The organism is Methylobacterium sp. NMS14P (assembly GCF_028583545.1).
In the GTDB taxonomy this organism is placed as follows: domain Bacteria; phylum Pseudomonadota; class Alphaproteobacteria; order Rhizobiales; family Beijerinckiaceae; genus Methylobacterium.
This window is the reverse complement of the sequence record NZ_CP087106.1, coordinates 1,938,392-1,959,177: the sequence shown is the minus strand read 5'-3', so window position 1 is coordinate 1,959,177 and position 20,786 is coordinate 1,938,392. Positions and strand designations below refer to the sequence as shown.

Sequence of the window (20,786 nt, the reverse complement as noted above, 5' to 3'; positions counted from 1 at the left end):
CTCGTCGCCCCTTCGCGTGGGACGGTGAGGCGCGAGCGCGCGCGTGTCATCGGCACTGTGGCGCCCCCCGTGAGGGACGCGGCGGGCCGGGTCTTCAAGGTCGATCGGGCCGCGATCGGACAGCGCGCGGTCCCGCATCAGCCCGCGCGGCGGCGATGGCCGACCCGCGGTCGCGCGGGCGGGCCCACTGAGCGGGGTGGGGAGCCTCACGGGCATCTGCGAGACCCGGACCAGCCGCGCGCGACCGCCTCGGACAGGGGCGGAAAACCGCCGCGCAAATCGACGGACGCGATCCAGTATCGGCGGTCGCCGAGGACCCGGTTCAACCGCGCGACGCGCCGCGCGCGCTTCGTCCAGGGCAGGGACGCCGCGATCCGGGGATCGACCTCGAAGGCGATCATGCGCTGACGCCGGACCTGCACCGTCGCGACGCCGCTTACGGCCGCCCAGGGGATCCAGTCGGTGGAGAGCCGCCGATCGAAGATCCCGCCCGGTCCGACCGACACCACCGGGCCGCGCTGGAACAGCGTGCGGAGGACGCGCGCCGCGCACAGCCCGAAGACGCCGATCCCGAGCCAGGCCGCCCCTTCGGTGAAGCGTCCGGGATCGTCGGCGAGCAGCCGGACGCAGGCAACGACGAAGCCGCAGGCGGCCGCGAACAGCCCGGCCGCCCTCCAGGGCGAGCGATGGATCTCGACGACGGTCAAGGCGACGCGCTCCCGCCTGCCTCCGGCCCCGCGCACGGGGTGCAGGGTCCCATAGCGGAGGCGCGCCGGGCCGGCACCCCGCCGAGGCGGCCGCGGCTGCAGCCTCGGCCACGGACGCCCCGTCGGCGAGACCGGGATCCTACCGCAACGCGGCGCGGGCGAGGGCCGCGCGGCGCAGCCGACAGGCGGCCTCCGAGACGCGGCGCGTCGGGTTCCGTCCCGCCTCCGGCCGCGCGCGGTCGCAGGCCTCCGCCACCGCGTCCAGCACGGCCGAGGCCGCCGCCATCAGGGCCAGCGCCGCCGCCGAACCGACCGAGACCAGGAAGAAGATCGTTGCGATGACTTGCGGAGCGGTCATGACGCACCTCCTCGGGTGCTTCGCGGTGATGCGGAAGACTTATGGCCGGTGCGGCGGGAACCGCGTGCGGCCGAGCACGGGCCGCGTCGCGTCGGGCGCATCGCGTGCGGGTCCGGCGCCCGCCGTCGCGGCCGTCGCGGCCGTCGCGCCCTCGGGCTCCGGACGGGCGGAGAACCTCAGCTCGATCGTCCGGCCCTCTCGCGCGACGACCTCGCAGGCCTGGTTCAGCAGCAGGGCGATCGAGACGAGCCGGACGGCGCGCGGCGGCACCGCCTCCGGCTGGACCTCGATCCGCGCGCCGGATGTCCTGAGCTCCCAGACGAGGCAATCACAGCATTCCTGCGGCTGCCCGAAGAAGATCTGTCCGGTCTTGAAGGCCGGCCTCCAGGCCTCTTCCGAGCGGTTCCCGGCCATCGCGATCTCCTGAAGAACAACCGATTCAGCCCGTAACGATGAGCTGAATAAGGGGCCATTCCGGGCGCGAATTCTGTATCAAACAACACATCCGGCGAGCGCGCCGGTACTCCAGCCGCCGGCCCGGGCCGGCGATCCGGAGCCTGTGGGAGGGCCGCCCTCCCGGCCGGCGGCGGCCACCGCGCGCGAATGATCCGCGGTGTTAATAGTCCGACACCGGATCGCGCGCCGTTTAATCCTTCGTTAACCATTCTAAACAGTTTAGTCGGATCAGAATTGCGTCCACAGGGAGCAGGGGATCCGTGAGCGAGCTGCAGAGGCTTCTGAGCGATCCTCGGTTTCGGTCCGCAGACAAGGCCAAGCGCGGCGCCGGTGCCGCGCCCGAACCCGACCTCGGCAACGTCCTGCGCGCCGTCGCGTCGCTGCAAGCGCGGCCCGAATCCCCGACGCCGCCGGCCGCGCCGCGGGACTGGGACGCGCTCATCCACCGGGTGCAGACCGCCGCCCGCCAGGCGCGCGTGATCGAGGCCCAGACGCGCGAGCGGGAGGCGCGGATCGAGCAGGTGCTGGATCAGGTCCGGGAGGAGATCCACGCCTCCAACGAGCGCGCCAGGATGGCCGAGATGCAGGCGCGCGAGGTCCAGCTGCGCGCCGAGGCGCAGCTCGCCGCCGCCGAGGAGCGCGCCAAGGCGGCCGAGGCCCGCGCCCGCACCGCCGAGGATCGGGCCCGGCAGACCGAGGAATGGCTGGACCGTGTCCAGCAGGCGATCCTGTCCGAGTTCTCGGACCTCACCGAGCAGGCCGCGGCATGAGCGCCGCCCGCGCGTGGGCCGGGCCGACGGAGCCCCAGCCCCTGTCGGACTCGGCCTTGCCGCGCGACGGCCACGCCGACCCGATCGACCGGGTCGTGGCACTGTTCTCCGGCGCCGCGTCCCCCGCGCCCGCGTCCCCCGCGCCCGAGGATGACTGGTCGACCTCCTTGACCGCCGTGCGCGGCGCCGCGGCGCGGGTGCGCGCCCTGCAGGCGAGCGCCCGCGAGTCCGTCCGGGAGGCCCAGAGTTCCGTGCGCGCGGCCGAGACGGCGCGCCGCGCGGCGGACGAGCGGGCCCGCCACGCCGAGGCGCTCCTCGAGGCGGCGCTCGCCCGGGCCGAGCAGGCCGAGGCGCAGGCCCGCGCGTCGGACGAGCGGGCCGAACGGGCGGAGGCCCAGCGGGCGGAAGCGCGGGCGTGGCTGCGCCGGATGCACGAGTGCATGGTCAACGAGTTCGGCGCCCTGTCCGGAGCGGCGGATCGGCCCTGAGCCGGCGCGCCGGCCCCGGTCGCCCGCGGGGCTCCGCCGGCGCCGGCGGAGCCGTGACATCCGCCGGCGGCAGGATCCGGAGGCGGGCGTCGGACGAATCCGGCAGCAGGTCGGGCGGACGTCCGGCCCGGAATCGCGCGGGCCGATCCGGGAGCGCGGGCATACGCTCGACCCCGGCGCGGGTCCGCGAAGCGCCGGCCTGGAACGAGCGTACGCCGCCGCGATGACGCGCGGCGGCCGCCGCCACGCGGGCCGGTCGCCCCGGCGCGACGCACGCCGCGCAGATTTCCCCGAGCTTCTGCAATTACGAGCACTCGCCTTAAGCCGGCGAAAACAATTCTCAGGCCATAGAATTCTGATCTCGTCGCCACGACATCGTCCGCCTGGCAGGATCGCCGTGACCCTCAGCCTCGTCCTCAGCACGTCCCTTCCGCTCCTCACCGGGGCGGTGGCCCTGCTGTGGGCGGGGTTCGTCGCTCCGGAGCGGGAGGAACGTCCGGACGTGCCCGGCGCCCGCGACCTGCGCACGTGGTGAGCGCCGGAAGCCGGCCGGGCGTCCGCGCCCGGTGGCGGCGCGAGCGGCACGGATCCCGGTTCCGGCCGTGAGACACACTCCGCCGGACCGGCCCCCCGGAAGCGGAGACACTCCGCGAGGCGCAGTGCCCTGTCCCGGGCCGCTTCCGGGGACGGCACCCGGCGCGCTATGACGCGCCGGACGCCCTCGCGCGGCGAGGGCCGGCTCACGGAGGCTTCCCATGGATCTCGGCTTGAGCGGGCGCCGGGCGCTCGTCTGCGCGGCGAGCAAGGGGCTGGGCAAGGGCTGTGCCCTGGCGCTCGCCCAGGAGGGCGTCGCGGTGACGATCACGGCCCGCACCGCGGAGACGCTGGAGCGAACCGCGGACGAGATCCGCAGGGCGACGGGTGTCACCGTCACCGCCGTCGCGGGCGACATCGCCACCGAGGCCGGCCGGGCCGCCGCGCTCGCCGCCTGCCCCGAGCCCGACATCCTGGTCAACAATGCCGGCGGCCCGCCCCCCGGCGATTTCCGCGAGTGGGACCGCGACGCCTGGATTCGGGCGCTCGACGCCAACATGCTGGCGCCGATCGCGCTCATCAAGGCGACGGTCGACGGGATGATCGACCGCGGGTTCGGCCGGATCGTCAACATCACCTCCGGCGCCGTGAAGGCGCCGATCGAGCATCTCGGCCTGTCGAACGGCGCCCGCTCGGGGCTGACGGGCTTCGTGGCCGGCCTCGCGCGGAAGACCGTGCGGCACGGCGTGACGATCAACAACCTGCTGCCCGGCCCCTTCGACACCGACCGGATCCGCGGCAACGCCGCGGCGGGCGCCGCCAAGGCCGGCACAACCGTGGAGGCGTTCCTGGAGGCGCGGGCCCGCGACAACCCCGCCGGCCGCTTCGGCCACCCCGACGAGTTCGGCGCCGCCTGCGCGTTCCTGTGCAGCCAGCAGGCGGGCTTCATCACCGGGCAGAACCTGCTGATGGATGGCGGCGCCTATCCCGGCACGTTCTGACGCGGACCGGCCCGACCGGCCCTCCGTTTGCAGGGACGGCCCGGATCAGATCATTCGGTGAGGACCATGAGCGTACGCGAGACCCTCGAGGCCCGGCTGGCCCGGATCGCCGCGGGGGACCCGGCGGTCTTCACCCGCCTCTACCCGGAGCAGGCCCGCGCGGCGGCGGACGCCGCCGATGCGCGTCGCCGGGTCGGGGTCTCCCTCGGCCCCCTCGACGGCGCGATGGTCTCGATCAAGGACCTGTTCGACGTGGCGGGCGAGACGACGCGCGCCGGCTCGGTCCTCTTGGCCGACGCGGCGCTCGCGCGGACCGACGCCCCGGTGGTCGCCCGCCTGCGCCGCGCCGGCGCGGTGATCCTGGGCAAGACCAACATGTCGGAGTTCGCCTTCTCGGGGCTCGGCCTCAACCCGCATTACGGCACCCCCGGCAACGCCGCCGATCCGGCGCGCATCCCGGGCGGCTCGTCCTCCGGCGCCGGGGTCTCGGTGGGGCAGGGGACGAGCGACATCGCGATCGGGTCCGACACGGGCGGCTCCGTCCGGATCCCGGCCTCGCTGAACGGCGTCGTCGGCTTCAAGCCGACCGCGAGCCGCGTGCCGCTGGAGGGGGCGTTCCCGCTGTCCTACGCCCTCGATTCCCTGGGGCCGCTCGCCCGGACGGTCGCGGATTGCGCGGCCGCCGACGCCGTGCTGGCGGGCGAGGAGCCCGCGCCGATGGAGGCGCTCGCCGTCGCCGGCCTGCGCATCGGCGTGCCGCGGGGCCTGCTGTTCACCGAGACGGAGGCGCCGGTCGCCGAGGCCTTCGAGCGGGTGCTGTCCCGCCTGTCCCGGGCCGGCGCCCGGATCGCCGATCACCCGATCGACGACCACCTCGCCGCCATGGACGCGGCGCTCCCGGACGGCTCCCTCGCGGCGATCGAGGCCGCGGCGATCCACGCCGACTGGCTCGACAGCGCGGCCGACCGCTACGACCCGCGGGTGCATCGCCGCATCGTGGCCGGCCGGAATGCGACGGCCGTGGGCTACATCCGGACGATGCGCCGGCGGGCCGCGCTGATCGCCGACTTCGACCGGCACCTCGCCCCGCTCGACGTGCTGGCGCTCCCGGCGACCGCCACGACGGCGCCGCTCACCGCCCCGCTGGCGGCGGACGACGCGGCCTTCCTGGCGGCCAACCGCCTGATGCTGCGCAACACGGCCTTCGGCAACTTCTTCGATCTCACCGGCCTGTCCCTGCCGATGCCGGACCTGCCCCGGCCGGCGGGCCTGATGCTGCTGGCCCGGCACGGGCAGGACCGCCGGCTCCTGGCGATCGGGGCCGGGATCGAGGCCGCGCTGGCGGGGTGAGCGCCCCGCGCGGCCCGGGCTTGCTCAGCGGATGTGGCGGGACAGCGCCACGCCGAGGCGCTCCGCGCCGATCTTCGGCTGGCCGCCGGCCACGAAGACGACGAGATCCTTGCCCGGATTGACGACGACCACGCTGTTGAAGCCGTCGGTCCCCCCGACTTTCAGGAAGACCGGCCGCTGGCCCGCGTCCGGGTCGCCGATCTCCTCGATCCAGGCCATGCCCTGCCGGAAGGTCTGTCCCTCCGGCTGGTAGATTGGGGCCATCGCCTCGCGCAGCGCCCGGGTGAGTGCCGGCGGCACGGGCGCGCCGTTCACCGCCTCGTGCCCGAGCGCCGCCTCGCCGAAGGCGAGCATGTCGGCGGCGGTCGAGCGGAGCGCGCCCGCCGCGTACCACGCGAAGACCGGCCAGGGCATGACCGGCCGGCCCTCCATGCCGTAGCCCTGCGCGAGACGCGCGCGGTCGGCCGGCTTCACGGTGACCGCCGTGCTGGTCATCCCGAGCGGCCCGGTGATCCGCTCGTGCACAAGGCTCTCCCACGGCGTGCCGAGACGTTCGGAGAGAACGTAGCCGAGCAGGCCGATGCCGGCGTTCGAGTACCGGTAGGGGGCGGGCAGGGGGCAGCCGCCCGCCTCGGATCCCTCCGGGCTCCAGCGCGACACCCAGGCCAGGAACGCCTCCGGCGGGTAGGTCCGGACGCTGCGCTCCGCCAGGGCACGCGGCAGGTCGCCCGGCAGGGTCGGCATCCCGGAGGTGAAGTCGGCGAGTTGCAGCGGCGTGATCTGGGCCGTGCAGGGCCGGAGCCGCAGGTTCGGCAACAGCTCCTGCAGCGGCGTGTCGGGGCGCAGGCGGCCCGCATCGACGGCCTCGGCGAGCAGCGCGGTCGTGAACACCTTGGTGATCGAGCCGATCTCCACGATCGTGTCGGACTGGTAGGGCGCGCCGCCGGCGCCGTTGAAGCCGAAGTAGCTGCGCCGTCCGCGGTGGCTCACGCCCACGATCAGGCCCGGGATCGCCCCCCGCGCGACCCAGGCACCGGCGAGGCGCTCGACGACCGGCCGCAGCGCGTCCACCTCCGGGCCGGTCGCGAGGTCGGCCGGGCGCCCGGCCCCCTCACCGAAGCCGTCCTGCGCGCCGCCGGGACCGACGGCGAGCGCGAGGACGAGGGCGGCGAGGCCGGCCGTCACGATGGGCCGAGACCGTCCGCCGGCCCGACGATCCGCGCTGTTCATGGTTCTCCTCCCGATCCGTCACCGGCGCACCGGGTGCGTCAGGTTGGAGCGAATGCATTGACGAACACTGAATACATAACGGAAATCGCGCGGCTCATAGATGATGATGCGTAGTTGATACAGGTATTGACTGAATGCGCGCCATTGACATCAATCTTGGTTCGCCAGCAGCATGACGCACGATCCGGACGCGGACAGCGCGCCGGTCGCGGGAGGATCACGCCGTGCATTTCATGCGGATGATGGGGCTCGTGGCCCTTGTGTTGAGCGGCCTGGGCCTGGCGGGCCCCGCGTCGGCGGCCCCGCTCTCACCGGCGCCGCTGGCCGGCGACGCGAGCGGGCTGACCCGGGTCGGCTACTGGTGCGGGCCCGGGTTCCACCTCAACCCGTGGGGCCGGTGCGTCCCGAATGCCCGCCGGTTCTACGGCCCGGGCCCGGCCTTCTACGGAGCCCGCTACTACGGAGGCCGGCGCTTCTACCGGACCTACAACTATCGCTGGCACCGCAATTACCGCTGGCATCGCAACTATCGTTGGCACCGCAACTATCACTGGCATCGCAGCTACCACTGGCGTCGCCGCTGACGAACGCGCCGGCGGCGCTCCGGACGGTCTCGCCCGGAGTGCCGCCCGCACCACATACCGTTTCCCAGATCCGCGGCCGGCCGGACAGCGGCCGCCGCGGCACCGTATCCGGAGACCTTTGACGATGCGCCTCCCGCTGATTGCCTTCTCGACCGCGATCGCCCTGACCACGGGGGCGGCGGCGCAATCCGTGCCGGAGCCGCCCATCCAGAGCCCGCAGGACGCCGCCTGCCGCGAGCAGGCGCGGGCCCAGATCTTCAGCTATCCCAACCCAAACAATCTCAGCCTCTACGACCTCGGCTCGCAGATCTGGCACCTGTGCATGGCGTCCTATCACGGTCGCGGGCCCAATTCCGGCCGCACAGAGCAGCGCTTCTAGGCAGCGCTTCCAGGCAGCGCTTCCAGGACGGCCCCGGGCCGCGGTCGCGGCCGCCGGGAAGGCCCCTCGAGACAGCTCAGCGGAACCGATCATGACGAGCAAGCTCCGCGGCACCGGGCAGCACGGCCACGCACCGCCCGTCGCGCCCGATGCGGGCCGGCGCGCGTTCCTCGGGGCCGCGGCGCTCGGCGTGGCGCTGTCGACGGGCGCGCGCCCCGCGTCGGCGACCACCGCCGCTCCGGCCACGGCCGCGGACGAGACCTTCATGCGGGCGGCCATCGCCGAGGCGCGCCGCGCCGACTTCCCGTTCGGCGCCGTCATCGTCGCTGAGGGCCAGATCCGCGCCCGGGGCCTGAATCTCGGGAAGCAGCAGCGCGATCCCACGGCCCACGGCGAGATGGTGGCGATCCGCCGCTTCCTCGCGGAGCACGGGCCGGAGGCGCTGCGGGGGACGACCCTCTACACGTCCGGCGAACCCTGCGCGATGTGCATGGGCGCGATCGTCTGGTGCGGGATCTCGCGCGTCGTCTTCGCCGCCTCGCTGCAGCAGCTCGCCACGAAGATCGACCAGATCATGATCACCTGCACGGAGGTCGCGGACCGGTCGGCGTTCCGCCCGATCGCGATCACCGGCGGCGTCCTGGCGGAGGAGGCGCTCGCGCTCTTTCCGCCAAGTGACCGCCCGTCCAAGTAAGGGACTGGAAGACGGCAGCGACCGCCCGCGCGGCACGCGCAGGGCCCGCGCCGGCGACAGTCCGGCAGGAGACACGGCCGTCGCTCCCCCGGAGGTCCCGCCGCATTGCCGGGCCGCGCGCCCTGGTGCACCCTGCCGGCGATTCCCGGACAGCGCCCCGAGCACCCGCCTCGGGCGCCCGGGGATCGCGGGACCGCCTGCGCCGGGCGGCGATCCCGGAGGGCCGACAGGGCCGACCGGCAGGGAGCCGTCGCATGAGCGCAGCCACACAGTCGATCGACGCGGACCGGCACACGGGCCCCACCGATCACGCCGCGATCCGCGCGATGCGCGTCGACCTCGCGGCCGCCTACCGGCTGATCCATCGGCTGGGCCTCGACGACAGCATCTACACCCACATCTCGGCGCGGCTGCCGGGCGGCGGGCACCGGTTCCTGATCAACCCCTACGGGATGCGCTTCGAGGAGGTGACGCCGGAGAACCTCGTCACCGTCGACATCGACGGGAAGGTGCTCGAGGATCCGATGAGGCTCGGCATCAACCCGGCCGGGTTCACGATCCACAGCGCCATCCACGCCGCGCGCCACGACGCGATCTGCGTGCTGCACACCCACACGGTCGCGGGCGTGGCGGTCTCCTGCCAGGAGGAGGGGCTCCTGCCCCTGAACCAGTGGTCGATGCAGTTCACGGGGCGCGTCGCCTACCACGCCTACGAGGGCATCGCCCTCGACCTCGACGAGCGGGAGCGGCTGGTGGCCGATCTCGGCGACAAGCCCGTGATGGTGCTGCGCAATCACGGCCTGCTGACCTGCGGGCGCACGGTCGGCGAGGCGTTCCGGCTGATGCACAACATGGAGCGCTCGTGCCGGGCGCAGCTGGCGATCCAGGCGGCGGGCGCGCCGGTGATCCGGCCGTCCTCCGCCATCGCCACCAAGACCGCCGGGCAGTACGCCGCCGGCTACGACCGCGTCGTGGTCCAGGGGGCGCCCGACAACGAGTGGGCGGCGTTCAAGCGCATGCTGGCGCGGACCGATCCGGACTTCGCGCAGGGCTGAGGGCGGATCGGTCGCCAGCTGACCGGTTCGGTCGACGCGCCCCTCTCCGTCATCGCGAGTGCAGCGAAGCGACCCAGGGCAGCGCGCGATCGGTAAGCGTGGCGCTTCCCTGGATTGCTTCGCTCCGCTCGCAAGGACGGCGGTCCCGCACGCATCGACAGGCGTTGGTATGAGACGTCCAACGGACATCTCATATCCTGTAGGAGCGATACGCCGCAGCACGGGCCTCACCCCTCCGCCCAGGCCCCGCTCGACCGGTAGGTCTGCTTGAGGAACGCGATGAAGGCCCGCGTCTTGGCCGGCACGAAGGCCCGGCTCGGGTAGACCGCGAAGATGCCCGCCGAGGCCGCCGCCGCGTAGGCCGGCAGCACCACCTCCAGCAGGCCGTCGCGCAGCTCCGCGTGCACGTCCCAGGTCGAGCGCAGCGCGATCCCGAGGCCGCCGATCACGGCCTCGCGCACCACCTCGTTGGAATGGGTGCGCAGCGGCCCCGACGCGCCGACCGTGCAGGGGCCCTCAGGCCCGACCAGCCGCCAGGGATTCTGGTTCTCGGTGGCGAGGCAGACATGGCCGCGCAGGTCATCGAGGCTCTGCGGCCGCCCGGTCGCGTCGAGGTAGCTCGGCCGCGCGCAGAGGACCCGCTGCACCGGCGCGAGGCGCACCGCCGTCAGCCCGGAACTCTCCAGCGCGCCGACCCGGATCGCGAGGTCGTAGCCGCGCTCGACGATCGACTCGAAATCGTCGCTCAGCTCCAAGTTCAGCACGATGCCGGGATGGAGGGCGAAGAAGGCCCTCAGATGCGGGACGATGTGCAGGCGCCCGAAGGAGCTCGGTGCCGTGACCCGGAGCGTCCCCCGGGCCCGCGTCGCCGTCTGCGACACGAGGCTCTCGGCCTCCGCGATGGCGTCGACGATCGGGGCGATCCGCTCGAAGAAGGCCGCCCCGACATCCGTCGGCGCCACGCGCCGCGTGGTGCGATGCAGCAGGCGCACGGCGAGCCGTTCCTCCAGCCTTTTCAGCCGCTTCGAGACCACCGCGACCGACAGGCCGAGCTCCGACCCGGCCTGGGTGAGGCTGCCGGTGCGGACCACCCGGGCGAAGATCTCAAGGTCGCTCTGGTCGTGCATTCTCAACGCTGCGGAAAAAATCAAATCCCTTTTGCCGCCTTTCTCGCGGATGCCAAGCGATCTATCGAGGGGACATCAAAAATTTTTCACGGCGCGTTCGATTTTTTCTGACGCGCGTCGCCACGCATCCCCGAGGATCGCCATGTCGAAGCTCGTCGTCGCCGAGGATCTCCGCACCTTCCTCTCCGAGGAAGCGCTGCCGGGGACCGGCCTCTCGGCCGGCCAGTTCTGGTCGGACTTCGCCGCGATCGTCCGCGATCTCGCACCGCACAATCGGACGCTCCTCGACCGGCGCGACGGCCTCCAGGCCGACATCGATTCCTGGCACCGCGACCATCGCGGAGCGCCGCACGACCCGGCGGCCTACGCGGCCTACCTGACGCGGATCGGCTACCTGCAGCCGGAGCCCGAGACCGTGCGGGTGACCACCGAGAGCGTGGACGCGGAGATCGCCACGATCGCCGGGCCGCAGCTCGTGGTGCCGATCTCCAACGCCCGCTACGCGCTGAACGCCGCCAACGCCCGCTGGGGCAGCCTCTACGACGCCCTCTACGGCACCGACGCGATCCCGCAGGACGGCGACCGCGCGCCCGGCACCGGGTTCAACCCGGTCCGCGGCGCCGCCGTCGTGGCCAGGACCAAGGCGTTCCTCGACGCGACCGCGCCGCTCAGCGTCGGCTCCTGGGCGGATGCCGTGGGCTTCTCAGTGACGGACGGCCGCCTCGCCGCCGATCTCGGCGCCGGCCGCAGCGCCGGCCTGACCGGCTCGGCCGCCTTCGCGGGCTACACCGGCGACGCCGCGGCGCCGACCGCGCTCCTGCTGCGCCACAACGGCCTGCACATCGAGGTCGTCATCGACCGGACGAGCCCGATCGGCCGCACCGACCCGGCCGGCATCGCCGACGTGGTGCTGGAGGCCGCCCTCTCGACCATCATGGACATGGAGGATTCGGTGGCGGCCGTGGACTCGGCCGACAAGGTCGCGGTCTACCGGAGCTGGCTCGGCCTGATGCGCGGCGACCTGGTCGCCACCCTGTCCAAGGGCGGCCGCACGGTCGAGCGGCGGCTCGCCGCGGACCGCACCTTCACGGCCCCCGACGGCGGGCGCCTGACCCTGCCGGGACGGTCGCTGATGCTGGTCCGGCATGTCGGCCACCACATGTACACCGACGCCGTGACCCTCGACGGCGCCGAGATCCCCGAGACGATCCTCGACGCGGCCGTCACCGCGCTGATCGCCCTGCACGACCTGAAGGGCACCGGTCCGCTCCGCAACAGCCGGACCGGCTCGGTCTACATGGTCAAGCCCAAGCTGCACGGCCCCGACGAGGTCGCCTTCGCGGTGGCGCTGTTCGGGCGGGTCGAGGCGCTGGTCGGCCTCGCGCCGCGGACGCTCAAGATCGGCGTCATGGACGAGGAGCGGCGCACGACGCTGAACCTCAAGGCGGCGATCGCCGCGGCGTCGGACCGGCTGTTCTTCATCAACACCGGCTTCCTCGACCGGACCGGCGACGAGATCCACACCGCGCTGGAGGCCGGCCCCGTGGTCCGCAAGGACGCCATGAAGGCGACCGCCTGGATCAAGGCCTACGAGGACGGCAACGTCGATGCCGGCCTCGCCTGCGGCCTGCCGGGCCACGCGCAGATCGGCAAGGGCATGTGGGCGGCCCCCGACCGGATGGCGGCGATGCTCGACGCCAAGGGCGCCCACCCGGAGGCGGGCGCCAACACCGCCTGGGTGCCGTCCCCGACCGCCGCGACGCTCCACGCGCTCCACTACCACCAGGTGGATGTCCGCGCCCGCCAGGCAGACCTCGCCGGCCGGGCGCCCGCGACCCGCGCCGCCATGCTGACCCTGCCGCTCGCCGAGGGCGCGTTCGCGCCGGAGGCGGTGCGGGAGGAGCTCGACAACAACTGCCAGGGGATCCTGGGCTACGTGGTCCGCTGGGTCGACCAGGGCGTCGGCTGCTCCAAGGTGCCGGACATCCACGAGGTCGGGCTGATGGAGGACCGCGCCACCCTGCGGATCTCCAGCCAGCACATCGCCAACTGGCTGCGCCACGGGATCGTGGATCGCGCGCAGGTCGCCGCGGCCCTGCGGCGGATGGCCGAGATCGTCGATCGCCAGAACGCCGGCGACCCGGCCTACCGGCCGATGGCCCCGGGCTTCGACGGGCCGGCCTTCCGCGCCGCGGAGGCCCTGGTCTTCGAGGGCGCCGGCCAGCCGAACGGCTACACCGAGTTCGTGCTGCACCGGTTCCGCCGGGAGGCGAAGCGCCTGGACGCCCACGCTCGGGCGGCCTGAGGCCGCTCCCGGATCCCGGGCGCCCCGCCCCGGGATCCGTCCCGGGTTCCGCCCCGGCGGCCTCGCTCAGGCCTGCGCCCCGCCGGCCCGGCGATACGCGAGCATGTGCGGCACGTGATCGGCCTTGCCTATGGCGATGCCCCGGGTTCGCAGGATCGCGCAGGCGCTGACCGCGTGAAAATAGAACTGCGGTAGCGCCCAGTCCCGCGCGCAGGCCTCGCCCGCCAGCTCGAAGGCGAGGCCGTCCGGAAGATCGAGGGCGATCGCGAGGGCCGCTCCGCCATCGAGGGCGGCGGGCTCCAGCGCGTCCGGGCGGGCGAGCGCCTGCTCGAGCCGCGCCCTCGCCTCCGCGACGGTGCCGGGCCTGTCGCGTACGTCCCAGCCCTCGGCGGCGACCTGCACGAGCCAGCCGGGCAGCGCCTGCCCGGTGAGCCGGTAGACCGCCTCCTGAGCCTGAAACGCCGCGAAGCGGATCTGCGAGGCGAGCGGCAGCATGTCCGGCGCGAGACGGGCGGCGAGGAGCTCCTCCGCCGCGTCCGGCCTCTGCTCGAGAGCCCTGTCGAGCAGTCCCGCCAAGGTCCGCAGCATCTGCCGGTAGGTCGGAACGAGCAGATCGGTCAACGCCGTGGCCACGCCTCCGCGCCGGTCAGCGGCGCTTGCGCGTCATCACGTAGACCAGCAGGTTCGCCACCGCCCGGTAGAATTCCGACGGGATCGCCTGGTTGACCTCGACATGGTCGTACATCGCCCGGGTGAGCGCCTTGTCGACGACGACCTCGATCCGGTGCTTCTCGGCGATCTCGCGGATGCGCAGGGCGATCAGGTCGGCCCCCTTGGCCAGCACCATCGGGGCGTCGCTCTCGCTCTGGTCGTAGCGCAGCGCGATCGCGTAGTGCGTCGGGTTCGCCAGGATCATCGTGGCGCGGGGCACCGCCGCCATCATCTGCTTGCGCAACCGGTCCTGCGCCAGCGAGCGCATCTTCGCCTTCACGAGCGGGTCGCCCTCGAGCTGCTTGAACTCGTCCTTCACCTCCTGCCGCGACATCCGCAGATCGCGCTGCCAGCGCGCGCGGGTCCAGACCAGGTCGCCGGCGACCAGCGCGATCGTCGCGACGCTGACGGCCGAAACGAGGCGCACCGACAGGGTCAGCAGGAATTCGGGCAACCCGACTGGATCCACGAACATGACATTGACGATCTCGTGGCGGTCCGCGTGCAGGACCATGTAGGACATGCCGCCGATCGCGAAGAACTTGAACAGGTTTTTCCCGAACTCGATAAGTCCCTGCAGACTGAAGAGCCGATTCCAGCCGGCGGCAGGGGAGATGCGGGACCATTTCGGCTGAATTCGATCGAACACGACGCGCGGTGCGTTCTGGAAGATCGAGGCGGCGATGCCGGCCACGAGGAGGATGACCAGGATCGGCAGCAGGAACCGGCCCATCTCCAGGGCGAGGGCGTGGACGAGGCGCATCGCGTCGTGGCTCGTCTCCACGCTGAAGTTGCGCGGCTGCTCCAGGATCAGCGCGAGCCTCTGCACGAAGGGCAGCCCCTGATCCCGCGCCACGAAGACGAGGAAGACCAGCAATCCCAGGATGGAGGCGAAGACGGGAGCTTCGCGCGAGAACGGCGTGTTGCCCTCCGCGATCGCGTCGCTGATCTTCTTCTCGCTCGCCGCCTCGGTCTTGCTCTCCTTGTCCTCAGACATCGCGGTGGCCCGATCCCGGGCCACCGACGGCCCTGCGCCGGCCGGCCCGGCGGGACGTGTCGGTCGGACCGGGGCCCGGGAGCCGTCCCCGGCCGGGGACGGCGCTAGCGGAAGTAGGTCTCATCCGAGTCGGCCGGGGTGAGTTCGATCTCGCCGCGCGCCGCCATCTCCAGGGCCTGGTCGGTGATCGCGCGACGCGCTTCGAGCACGTCCCGCTGCGGGGCAGGCTCGCCCCCCTCCAGCTCGTGCTCGACCAGGCGCCGGGCGCGGGCGGTCAGCGCGCTGAGCACGACGTTCCGCAACGGCCCGTTCGTGCCCTTGAGGGCGAGGATGACCTTCTCGTGCGGGACTTGGTCGAAGAGCGTCGTCCGCGCCCGCGGCGTCATGTGGATGATGTCGTCGAAGGTGAAGAGCAGGCTCTTCAGGATCTCGGCCGATTTCGGCCGCGTCTGCGTGAGGTTGTCCAGGACCTCCTCCATGCTCTGGCGCTCCATCTTGTTGACGATGTCGGCCATGCGCGAATGGGTATCCGCCGCGGCATTGCGCGCCAGATTGATCATGAAGTCCTCGTGGATCGTCTGCTCGATCATCTTCATGGTCGCGTCGACGATCGGCTTGAACGTCAGCATCCGCCGCATGATGCCGTTGCGCAGCGGCGCCGGCAGCTGCGCCATCACCTTGGCGGCGCAGGCCGGCTTGACCTTGGACAGCACCAGCGCCGCGGTCTGAGGGTGCTCCTTGATCAGGTAGCCCGCCAGGGCGGTCTCGGACCCGTTGGAGATGCGGTCCCAGATCGAGCGCTCCCCGCTGCCGAGCACGTCGGCCATGATGTCGGCGATCTGCTCGGGGGGAAGCACGCCCTCGAGCAGCTTCTCCATCTCGCGGGCGGTGCCGATCAGGTTCGCACCGTCGGCGAAGAACGCGGCCAGCTGCTCGACGATGACCTCGAGCTGCGGCCTCGGGACGGGCCCGAGCTGCGAGACCGCCCGGGTGATCTGCTTCAGCTCACCGGTGTCGAAGTATTTGACCAGTCGACTCGCCGAGCCCTTGCTCATCGCGATGAGGACGGCCGCGACTTCCTCGGCGGGCGTGAGAACCTTCCGACCAACCTTGGTCACGGAGCCTGCGGCCATGATGATCCGCCCCGTCAGCCGTTGGTGTCGGCCGCAGCGGGGCCGACGATCTCGGTCAGGGAGACGCCGAAGCGCGAGTTGTCATCCTCGACGACGACCACTTCGCCGCGGGCGATGACGCGGCCGTTGACCACGACGTCGACCGGTTCGCCGACGCGGTGATCCAGGGGTACGATCGCGCCGCGTCCCAGCTTCATCAGGTTGGAGACCGGCATCGTGGCCGAGCCGAGGACCACCTGCATCAGGACCGGGATCCGCAGGATCGAGTCGAGGTTCCGGCCGCTGCCCAGGCGCTCGTCGTGCACCCGCTGCCCTTCGGCCTGGGCCTCGATCCGCGTGAACAGGCTCTCGCTGTGACCGCCTCCCTGTCCGGACTCGGTATTCGGTTGTTCTGAGGGGGATGACATCGAGCGTCGTACATGCTCACCCGGGCCGGGATCGACGAAGCGCGGATCTGGCGCGTCGAGGGCGCCGCGGACCGGGTGCCGCGCAACGCCGCGGATCCGAAGGCTCCGGAGAACCGCCGGATCGAGATTCTCCTGCAGGGATCTCCGGGATGAGCGCTTCCCGGATCGGGCGGATCGTGGCGGCCGCGCTCGGCCTGCTCATCGCGGGGAGAGCGGGCCCCGTCGCCGCGGAGCCGGCGCCCGGACCTCCGGCCGGGCCGGCCGCCGAGGCGCGGGCGCCGACGGGCGACCCGGTGCAGTGGGTGCGGACGCTCCAGTTGCTGCAGGATCGGGTCGCCGCCGGCTCCCTGGCCGCCCACGAGAGCCAGCCGCTCCTGATCGCCCGCATCAACGCGGATCTCCTGGCCGTCCCACCCGAGATCTGGGGCCGCCGGAACAATCTCCGGTCGGCGATCACGTTCGCCCTGAGCGGCGGCGGTCCGGCCGTGCTGCGACGGCTGACGGCGCAGGACGGCCTCGGTGAGCCCGAAGCGACGCTCGCGCGCGGCGCGCTCGCCTATGTCGAGGGACGGGAAGCCGAGGCGAGGCGCCTGCTCCAGGATGTCGACACGACGGATCTGCCGCCGACGCTGGCGGGCGCCGTCGGCCTGACGCAGGCGTCGCTCGCCGTGGCCGACCAGCCGGTCCGGGCGATCGCCCTGCTCGATCGCGTCCGGGTGCTGCTGCCGGGAACCCTGACCGAGGAGGGCGCCCTGCGCCGCGAGATCTTCACCCTCGGTCAGATCGGCGACCTGAAGAAGTTCGAGGCGCTGGCGATCCAGTACCTGCGCCGCTTCCCGCACTCGGTCTACGCGGGCAACTTCCGGCACCGCCTGGCCTATCAGCTGACGCAGCTCGATATCGGCCGCGATGAGGAGCGGTTCGCGACCCTCAACAGGATCCTGAGCGAACTCCGGCCCGAGAGCCGGCGCGACCTGTATCTCCTGGTCGCCCAGACGGCGATCCAGGCGGGCAGGACGGCCGCGGCGCTTCGCGCCAGCGAGAAGGCCCTCGCGCTCTGCATTCCCGGAAGCGCCGAGGCGACCCGGGGCCAGCTCTACCGGGCGGCCGCCGAGATCGTGAGCCTGGCGACGTTCCAGTCCGGTCTGCGAACGCTGCGGTCCCTGGACAGGGCCAAGCTCACGGCCCGCGACCTGCTCCTCCTCGAGACGGCCCTGTCGACGGCCGAGGCGATCGGGCGGGGGCTCGCCGGCCGGCCCGGCCTGCCGGAGGCCGACGGCGTCCCGAAGCCGGCGCGGGCCGCGCCAGATCCTGCCGACGGGCCCGCGAGCCTGATCCCGAAGGCGCAGGCCACGATCGACCGGATCGATCTGATGCTCAGCAAGGCGACCCCGTGAACACGATCTCCGCCGCGCTCCAGAAACCCGCGCCCACACCCGATCGGGACGTCGCACCGTCGCAGCCTGCGGCGGGCGACCTTCAGCCCCTGCCGGATCCGGGGGCGCGGAGCGCCTTCGACCTGGTTCTGCGCGCCGTCTCGAGGCGCGCGACCGCGTCCCGATCCGACGCCGACGCGGGTGAGGCGGACGAACCGGACGGCGCCACCGGGAAGGACCCGAGGGCCGAGGCGGGCGCATCTCCCGGGACGCCGCCATCACCGGTCGATCCCGGCAACGCCGCCGCGGTGCTCGCCGAGATCCTGAGCACCGCCGTCCTGTCGAGCGTTCCGGACTCCCTCCCGCGACCTGGGACCGAGGCCCCGGGACCGGCCCCATCCGCGGCGTCTCCGGCGGGCCCCGACGCGCTCCCGGAGATCACCCGCGTGGGGAACGGCGAGGCGGCGAGCCCGGGCAGCCTCCCCCTGGGCAGCCCCCCGCAGGTCGAGGTGCTCGACCGGGCGGTTCACTTCAAGCCCGTCCTCCCCGGTGCCGCCCGGCGTTCCCCCGCATCGGCAACGTTCCCGTTGCCGGCCCCGGCGGACGCGGCGGACGCGCAGCTTCAACCCGGCCGCCGCGGATCGGCGGATCCGGCCGCCGCCGCGCCCCAGACGGCTCGGATCGCGCTGGCCGACAAGGTCGCCGCCGCCGCGCCGAAGGCGACGGTCGCCCTCAAGACCGATCCCGAGCCTCGATCCGGCGATGCGGCGCCCCGCGCCGCAGCGACGGGGATCGACGGGCCGGGGGACCCCGCGGCGCGCGAGGACGACCGTCCCCGCTCCGGCACCGCCGGGATCCTCCTCGCCTCGCCCGGCCACCGGGGGCCGCCGAGCGGCTCCGTCCAGAGCGCGGGCAACGGATCCGGGTCCGATCCGGGCCAGCCCGCCGCCGCCCTGCCCGCGATCGCGGCGGCCATCAAGGAGGAGATCGAGCGCGCGGCCGCGGCCGGACCGGAGGGGCGCGGTGGCGCCGACCCGGCGATCCCCACGGCGCCGGACGGGCCGCTGCGGGTGCTCAAGATCCAGCTTCGGCCGGAGAACCTCGGAATCGTCACGGTGGAATTGCGGCTCACCGACGGTCAGCTCGAGACCCATCTGCGCGCCTCGCGTCCCGAGACGGCGGCGATGCTGCAGCGGGATTCGGCGATCCTCGCCGAACTGCTGAAGCAGGCCCATTACCGGCCCGAGATCACCGTCGGGTCCGTTCGCCCGGCCGACGCCGGGTCTTCCGCAGGAGGATCACCGTCACAGGGCCAACCCGCCTTCACCGACGGCGGTGCCCGGCCGGGCCACGGCGGGGACGGGCAGCGGCAGGGAGAGCAGCAGCGGGCAGAGCAGCGGCCGGCGATCGGCAGACGCGACGGGGAGCGGACGGATGAGACGGTACGTCCTCGCGACGGCGGCGTTTATCTGTAGCGCCGCCCCGGTCGCCGGGAACGTGTGCGAGGCCGAGATGGGCCGTGCCTCGGCCCGTTACGGCGTGCCCCTCGGCGTGCTCTACGCGGTCGGCCTCACGGAGACCGGCAAGCGCGGCTCGCTCCAGCCCTACGCCATGAACATCGAGGGGGCGGCCTATTTCGCGACCGGGCCACAGGACGTGCTCGCCCACTTCACCGCGGCGCGCAGCCGGGGGGTGCGCCTGATCGATCTCGGCTGCATGCAGATCAACCACCACTACCACGGTGGCAAATTCGCCTCGGTCGAGGCCATGATCGACCCGCGCGCGAACGTGGACTACGCGACGCAATTCCTCCGGGATCTGAAGCAGCGGGAAGGCAGCTGGACGATGGCGGTGGCGCGCTATCATGCCGGCCCGCACAACAACGCGGCGCAGAAGATCTACATCTGCCGGGTCCTGGCGAACATGGTCGCGACGGGCTTCGGCCAGTGGACACCGGCCGCGGCGCATTTCTGCCGGTGATCGTCCAGGCCAGCCGGGGCGCAGCATGCGGACCGGGGCGGGCCAGGGAACCAACGGAAGGACCGGGGCCTTTCGGCAGAGGCCCCGTCACCGGCCGGTCAACGGACGGGGACGGCCGTCCCCGTCCGTTGACCGGCCTGGAGGAGCCGCATGACCGACGCCCCAGACCCGCCGGAGGGACCGTCCGGGAAAACGGCGCTGCTGGTCGTCCTCACCCTCACGGCCGTGGCCGCCGCCGCCTACGTCCTGATCCACATGGACTAGGTCGCCCGGCGACGCCCCTACAGGGTCCGACAGTTCCCGTAGCTGACCTTGACGTCGTGGCGGTCCTCGGGATTGAGCTGCGCCTCGACGAAGTTCATCTTGTTGAGGTCGATCAGCAGGAAGTAGACGCCGTTCTGACACTTGATCGCGTTGCGCGGCGTGCGCTCGTTCAGCCGCGGCGAGGCCGTCTGGCACTCGTAGTAGTCGGAGCGCCCGGCCGAGATCACGGTCAGCAGGCCGCCGCTGGAGACCAGCGAGAATGTCCGGGCCTTGTGGGGCTGCGGTGTCGCTCCTTCGGGTGCGGCGACATCGAGACCGGTCGACGCCTCCACCGTGCACGTCATCGGACGGCGCAGCTGGGAAACCGAGGGCGTGATGCTCAGCAGGAGGAGCGCACCAGCGAGTGCTACCCGTTTGGCGATCATCGGCGGAGGATCCGTGATTCGTGGGTAGTTTCTACCCAGAAGCTAGGCCGTTATCCATCGTTGTAAATGCCGCCTGATCGGATCGATGGGCCGATCAACAGATTTGCCGCCCGCTCCATTGCACCGCCCCAAGGATTACGGGTCAGGCCGGCTCTTCCGTCCGGACCCGGTCGGACCAAAACGCCGGCGAGGCGGGCGCTAGTCCTCCAGGGCATCCGGATTGTCGTTGGCGGCCGGGTCGGCGTCGCGCCGCGCCGCGATCTCCGTGCCGATGTCCATGAGCAGCAACCGGGACAGGAGCTGCATCGTCGCCGTGCCGTGCGCGGCCACGAGTTGATGGGCCAGGATGGTCGCCTCCACCATGCGGTCAAAACCGTCGTCGTCGGACATGGCGGTGCAGTAACCTGGTTGAATGCCGAGCATACAACTTAAAGGTAAGGATCCGGTTCGACCGC

General features: G+C 72.5%; 25 protein-coding genes. 14 read left to right on the top strand and 11 right to left on the bottom strand.

All coding sequences use genetic code 11. From position 1 onward, the window contains the following. Positions 1 to 206 precede the first annotated feature (206 nt). From LOK46_RS09105 to LOK46_RS09095, 3 genes are all read right to left on the bottom strand, one after another. Positions 207 to 707: an STM3941 family protein gene (locus LOK46_RS09105; RefSeq protein WP_273563472.1), complete on the bottom strand. Its 501-nt coding sequence runs from the start codon at positions 705 to 707 to the stop codon at positions 207 to 209. A gap of 139 nt (positions 708 to 846) precedes the next feature. Next, positions 847 to 1,065 carry a hypothetical protein gene (locus tag LOK46_RS09100; protein WP_273563471.1) on the bottom strand — a complete coding sequence of 73 codons (219 nt, stop codon included), beginning with the start codon at positions 1,063 to 1,065 and terminating at the stop codon, positions 847 to 849. 39 nt (positions 1,066 to 1,104) lie between these two features. Then, positions 1,105 to 1,479 (bottom strand): hypothetical protein, encoded by a 375-nt coding sequence (locus LOK46_RS09095; RefSeq protein ID WP_273563470.1) that lies wholly within the window; start codon positions 1,477 to 1,479, stop codon positions 1,105 to 1,107. 302 nt (positions 1,480 to 1,781) lie between these two features. On the opposite strand from LOK46_RS09095, the gene LOK46_RS09090 reads away from it, so the two are divergent. The 5 genes from LOK46_RS09090 to LOK46_RS09070 all read left to right on the top strand — a co-directional run bounded on the left by LOK46_RS09090 (position 1,782) and on the right by LOK46_RS09070 (position 5,664). Further along, the gene (locus LOK46_RS09090; protein ID WP_273563469.1) at positions 1,782 to 2,291 is read left to right on the top strand and encodes a hypothetical protein; all 510 of its coding nucleotides are present in this window, start codon (positions 1,782 to 1,784) and stop codon (positions 2,289 to 2,291) included. After that, positions 2,288 to 2,779 carry a hypothetical protein gene (locus LOK46_RS09085; protein ID WP_273563468.1) on the top strand — a complete coding sequence of 164 codons (492 nt, stop codon included), beginning with the start codon at positions 2,288 to 2,290 and terminating at the stop codon, positions 2,777 to 2,779. The genes LOK46_RS09090 and LOK46_RS09085 overlap by 4 nt, the downstream gene beginning before the upstream one ends. 397 nt (positions 2,780 to 3,176) lie before the next feature. Next, positions 3,177 to 3,314 (top strand): hypothetical protein, encoded by a 138-nt coding sequence (locus LOK46_RS09080; protein ID WP_020093244.1) that lies wholly within the window; start codon positions 3,177 to 3,179, stop codon positions 3,312 to 3,314. Between the two features lie 220 nt (positions 3,315 to 3,534). Further along, positions 3,535 to 4,314 (top strand): SDR family oxidoreductase, encoded by a 780-nt coding sequence (locus LOK46_RS09075; protein ID WP_273563467.1) that lies wholly within the window; start codon positions 3,535 to 3,537, stop codon positions 4,312 to 4,314. 66 nt (positions 4,315 to 4,380) lie between these two features. Further along, positions 4,381 to 5,664: an amidase gene (locus LOK46_RS09070; protein ID WP_273563466.1), complete on the top strand. Its 1,284-nt coding sequence runs from the start codon at positions 4,381 to 4,383 to the stop codon at positions 5,662 to 5,664. A gap of 24 nt (positions 5,665 to 5,688) precedes the next feature. On the opposite strand, the gene LOK46_RS09065 is transcribed toward LOK46_RS09070, so the two are convergent. Further along, positions 5,689 to 6,894, bottom strand: coding sequence for a serine hydrolase domain-containing protein (locus tag LOK46_RS09065; RefSeq protein ID WP_273563465.1), 1,206 nt, complete (start codon positions 6,892 to 6,894; stop codon positions 5,689 to 5,691). 233 nt (positions 6,895 to 7,127) lie between these two features. Here LOK46_RS09065 and LOK46_RS09060 point away from each other — a divergent pair, with 233 nt between their 5' ends. The 4 genes from LOK46_RS09060 to LOK46_RS09045 all read left to right on the top strand — a co-directional run bounded on the left by LOK46_RS09060 (position 7,128) and on the right by LOK46_RS09045 (position 9,606). After that, on the top strand, positions 7,128 to 7,478 hold the full coding sequence (locus LOK46_RS09060) for a GCG_CRPN prefix-to-repeats domain-containing protein (RefSeq protein WP_234082999.1): 351 nt from the start codon (positions 7,128 to 7,130) through the stop codon (positions 7,476 to 7,478). 124 nt (positions 7,479 to 7,602) lie between these two features. Then, positions 7,603 to 7,857: a hypothetical protein gene (locus tag LOK46_RS09055; protein ID WP_273563464.1), complete on the top strand. Its 255-nt coding sequence runs from the start codon at positions 7,603 to 7,605 to the stop codon at positions 7,855 to 7,857. Between the two features lie 91 nt (positions 7,858 to 7,948). Beyond that, positions 7,949 to 8,551: a nucleoside deaminase gene (locus tag LOK46_RS09050; protein WP_273563463.1), complete on the top strand. Its 603-nt coding sequence runs from the start codon at positions 7,949 to 7,951 to the stop codon at positions 8,549 to 8,551. Positions 8,552 to 8,805: 254 nt separating this feature from the next. Then, complete coding sequence (locus tag LOK46_RS09045; protein ID WP_273563462.1) at positions 8,806 to 9,606, top strand: class II aldolase/adducin family protein; 801 nt, start codon at positions 8,806 to 8,808, stop codon at positions 9,604 to 9,606. Between the two features lie 227 nt (positions 9,607 to 9,833). Here the strand turns inward: LOK46_RS09045 and LOK46_RS09040 are convergent, their stop codons facing one another. Continuing rightward, positions 9,834 to 10,733 (bottom strand): LysR family transcriptional regulator, encoded by a 900-nt coding sequence (locus tag LOK46_RS09040; protein ID WP_273563461.1) that lies wholly within the window; start codon positions 10,731 to 10,733, stop codon positions 9,834 to 9,836. Between the two features lie 142 nt (positions 10,734 to 10,875). Here LOK46_RS09040 and LOK46_RS09035 point away from each other — a divergent pair, with 142 nt between their 5' ends. Then, entirely contained in the window at positions 10,876 to 13,038 is a 2,163-nt protein-coding gene (locus LOK46_RS09035) for a malate synthase G (protein ID WP_273563460.1), read from the top strand. 66 nt (positions 13,039 to 13,104) lie between these two features. On the opposite strand, the gene LOK46_RS09030 is transcribed toward LOK46_RS09035, so the two are convergent. The 4 genes from LOK46_RS09030 to fliN all read right to left on the bottom strand — a co-directional run bounded on the left by LOK46_RS09030 (position 13,105) and on the right by fliN (position 16,286). Beyond that, positions 13,105 to 13,659, bottom strand: coding sequence for a DUF1993 domain-containing protein (locus LOK46_RS09030; RefSeq protein WP_273563459.1), 555 nt, complete (start codon positions 13,657 to 13,659; stop codon positions 13,105 to 13,107). Positions 13,660 to 13,684: 25 nt separating this feature from the next. Then, complete coding sequence (gene flhB / locus LOK46_RS09025; RefSeq protein WP_273563458.1) at positions 13,685 to 14,746, bottom strand: flagellar biosynthesis protein FlhB; 1,062 nt, start codon at positions 14,744 to 14,746, stop codon at positions 13,685 to 13,687. Positions 14,747 to 14,850: 104 nt separating this feature from the next. Beyond that, a complete protein-coding gene (locus tag LOK46_RS09020; protein ID WP_273563457.1) occupies positions 14,851 to 15,879 on the bottom strand; it encodes a flagellar motor switch protein FliG in 1,029 nt (342 codons plus the stop codon). Positions 15,880 to 15,893: 14 nt separating this feature from the next. After that, positions 15,894 to 16,286, bottom strand: a complete 393-nt coding sequence (gene fliN / locus LOK46_RS09015; RefSeq protein ID WP_273563456.1) for a flagellar motor switch protein FliN — start codon at positions 16,284 to 16,286, stop codon at positions 15,894 to 15,896. A 12-nt stretch (positions 16,287 to 16,298) separates the two neighbouring features. Between fliN and LOK46_RS09010 the strand changes: the two genes are divergently transcribed. Genes LOK46_RS09010 through LOK46_RS08995 form a run of 4 tightly spaced genes read left to right on the top strand, consistent with a single transcriptional unit; the run spans position 16,299 to position 19,642 of the window. Continuing rightward, positions 16,299 to 16,439, top strand: a complete 141-nt coding sequence (locus LOK46_RS09010; protein ID WP_273563455.1) for a hypothetical protein — start codon at positions 16,299 to 16,301, stop codon at positions 16,437 to 16,439. After that, positions 16,436 to 17,683, top strand: coding sequence for a chemotaxis protein (locus LOK46_RS09005; protein ID WP_273563454.1), 1,248 nt, complete (start codon positions 16,436 to 16,438; stop codon positions 17,681 to 17,683). Before LOK46_RS09010 ends, LOK46_RS09005 begins: the two co-directional genes overlap by 4 nt. Then, positions 17,680 to 19,137 (top strand): flagellar hook-length control protein FliK, encoded by a 1,458-nt coding sequence (locus tag LOK46_RS09000; RefSeq protein WP_273563453.1) that lies wholly within the window; start codon positions 17,680 to 17,682, stop codon positions 19,135 to 19,137. Before LOK46_RS09005 ends, LOK46_RS09000 begins: the two co-directional genes overlap by 4 nt. Further along, positions 19,097 to 19,642 carry a transglycosylase SLT domain-containing protein gene (locus tag LOK46_RS08995; RefSeq protein WP_273563452.1) on the top strand — a complete coding sequence of 182 codons (546 nt, stop codon included), beginning with the start codon at positions 19,097 to 19,099 and terminating at the stop codon, positions 19,640 to 19,642. Before LOK46_RS09000 ends, LOK46_RS08995 begins: the two co-directional genes overlap by 41 nt. A gap of 281 nt (positions 19,643 to 19,923) precedes the next feature. On the opposite strand, the gene LOK46_RS08990 is transcribed toward LOK46_RS08995, so the two are convergent. Both LOK46_RS08990 and LOK46_RS08985 read right to left on the bottom strand, forming a co-directional pair. Next, positions 19,924 to 20,238, bottom strand: a complete 315-nt coding sequence (locus LOK46_RS08990; protein WP_273563451.1) for a hypothetical protein — start codon at positions 20,236 to 20,238, stop codon at positions 19,924 to 19,926. Positions 20,239 to 20,529: 291 nt separating this feature from the next. Beyond that, complete coding sequence (locus LOK46_RS08985; protein WP_273563450.1) at positions 20,530 to 20,721, bottom strand: hypothetical protein; 192 nt, start codon at positions 20,719 to 20,721, stop codon at positions 20,530 to 20,532. Positions 20,722 to 20,786 lie beyond the last annotated feature (65 nt).

What these genes read in the sequence shown, in the direction of transcription:
- LOK46_RS09020 (WP_273563457.1), bottom strand. Translation starts at nt 15,879, where the DNA reads ATGGCCGCAGGCTCCGTGACCAAGGTTGGTCGGAAGGTTCTCACGCCC.
- LOK46_RS09055 (WP_273563464.1), top strand. Translation starts at nt 7,603, where the DNA reads ATGCGCCTCCCGCTGATTGCCTTCTCGACCGCGATCGCCCTGACCACG.
- LOK46_RS09085 (WP_273563468.1), top strand. Translation starts at nt 2,288, where the DNA reads ATGAGCGCCGCCCGCGCGTGGGCCGGGCCGACGGAGCCCCAGCCCCTG.
- LOK46_RS08985 (WP_273563450.1), bottom strand. Translation starts at nt 20,721, where the DNA reads ATGTCCGACGACGACGGTTTTGACCGCATGGTGGAGGCGACCATCCTG.
- LOK46_RS09060 (WP_234082999.1), top strand. Translation starts at nt 7,128, where the DNA reads ATGCGGATGATGGGGCTCGTGGCCCTTGTGTTGAGCGGCCTGGGCCTG.
- LOK46_RS09010 (WP_273563455.1), top strand. Translation starts at nt 16,299, where the DNA reads ATGCTCACCCGGGCCGGGATCGACGAAGCGCGGATCTGGCGCGTCGAG.
- LOK46_RS09100 (WP_273563471.1), bottom strand. Translation starts at nt 1,065, where the DNA reads ATGACCGCTCCGCAAGTCATCGCAACGATCTTCTTCCTGGTCTCGGTC.
- LOK46_RS09040 (WP_273563461.1), bottom strand. Translation starts at nt 10,733, where the DNA reads ATGCACGACCAGAGCGACCTTGAGATCTTCGCCCGGGTGGTCCGCACC.
- LOK46_RS09050 (WP_273563463.1), top strand. Translation starts at nt 7,949, where the DNA reads ATGACGAGCAAGCTCCGCGGCACCGGGCAGCACGGCCACGCACCGCCC.
- LOK46_RS09045 (WP_273563462.1), top strand. Translation starts at nt 8,806, where the DNA reads ATGAGCGCAGCCACACAGTCGATCGACGCGGACCGGCACACGGGCCCC.
- flhB (WP_273563458.1), bottom strand. Translation starts at nt 14,746, where the DNA reads ATGTCTGAGGACAAGGAGAGCAAGACCGAGGCGGCGAGCGAGAAGAAG.
- LOK46_RS09070 (WP_273563466.1), top strand. Translation starts at nt 4,381, where the DNA reads ATGAGCGTACGCGAGACCCTCGAGGCCCGGCTGGCCCGGATCGCCGCG.
- LOK46_RS09095 (WP_273563470.1), bottom strand. Translation starts at nt 1,479, where the DNA reads ATGGCCGGGAACCGCTCGGAAGAGGCCTGGAGGCCGGCCTTCAAGACC.
- LOK46_RS08995 (WP_273563452.1), top strand. Translation starts at nt 19,097, where the DNA reads ATGAGACGGTACGTCCTCGCGACGGCGGCGTTTATCTGTAGCGCCGCC.
- fliN (WP_273563456.1), bottom strand. Translation starts at nt 16,286, where the DNA reads ATGTCATCCCCCTCAGAACAACCGAATACCGAGTCCGGACAGGGAGGC.
- LOK46_RS09075 (WP_273563467.1), top strand. Translation starts at nt 3,535, where the DNA reads ATGGATCTCGGCTTGAGCGGGCGCCGGGCGCTCGTCTGCGCGGCGAGC.
- LOK46_RS09005 (WP_273563454.1), top strand. Translation starts at nt 16,436, where the DNA reads ATGAGCGCTTCCCGGATCGGGCGGATCGTGGCGGCCGCGCTCGGCCTG.
- LOK46_RS09065 (WP_273563465.1), bottom strand. Translation starts at nt 6,894, where the DNA reads ATGAACAGCGCGGATCGTCGGGCCGGCGGACGGTCTCGGCCCATCGTG.
- LOK46_RS09035 (WP_273563460.1), top strand. Translation starts at nt 10,876, where the DNA reads ATGTCGAAGCTCGTCGTCGCCGAGGATCTCCGCACCTTCCTCTCCGAG.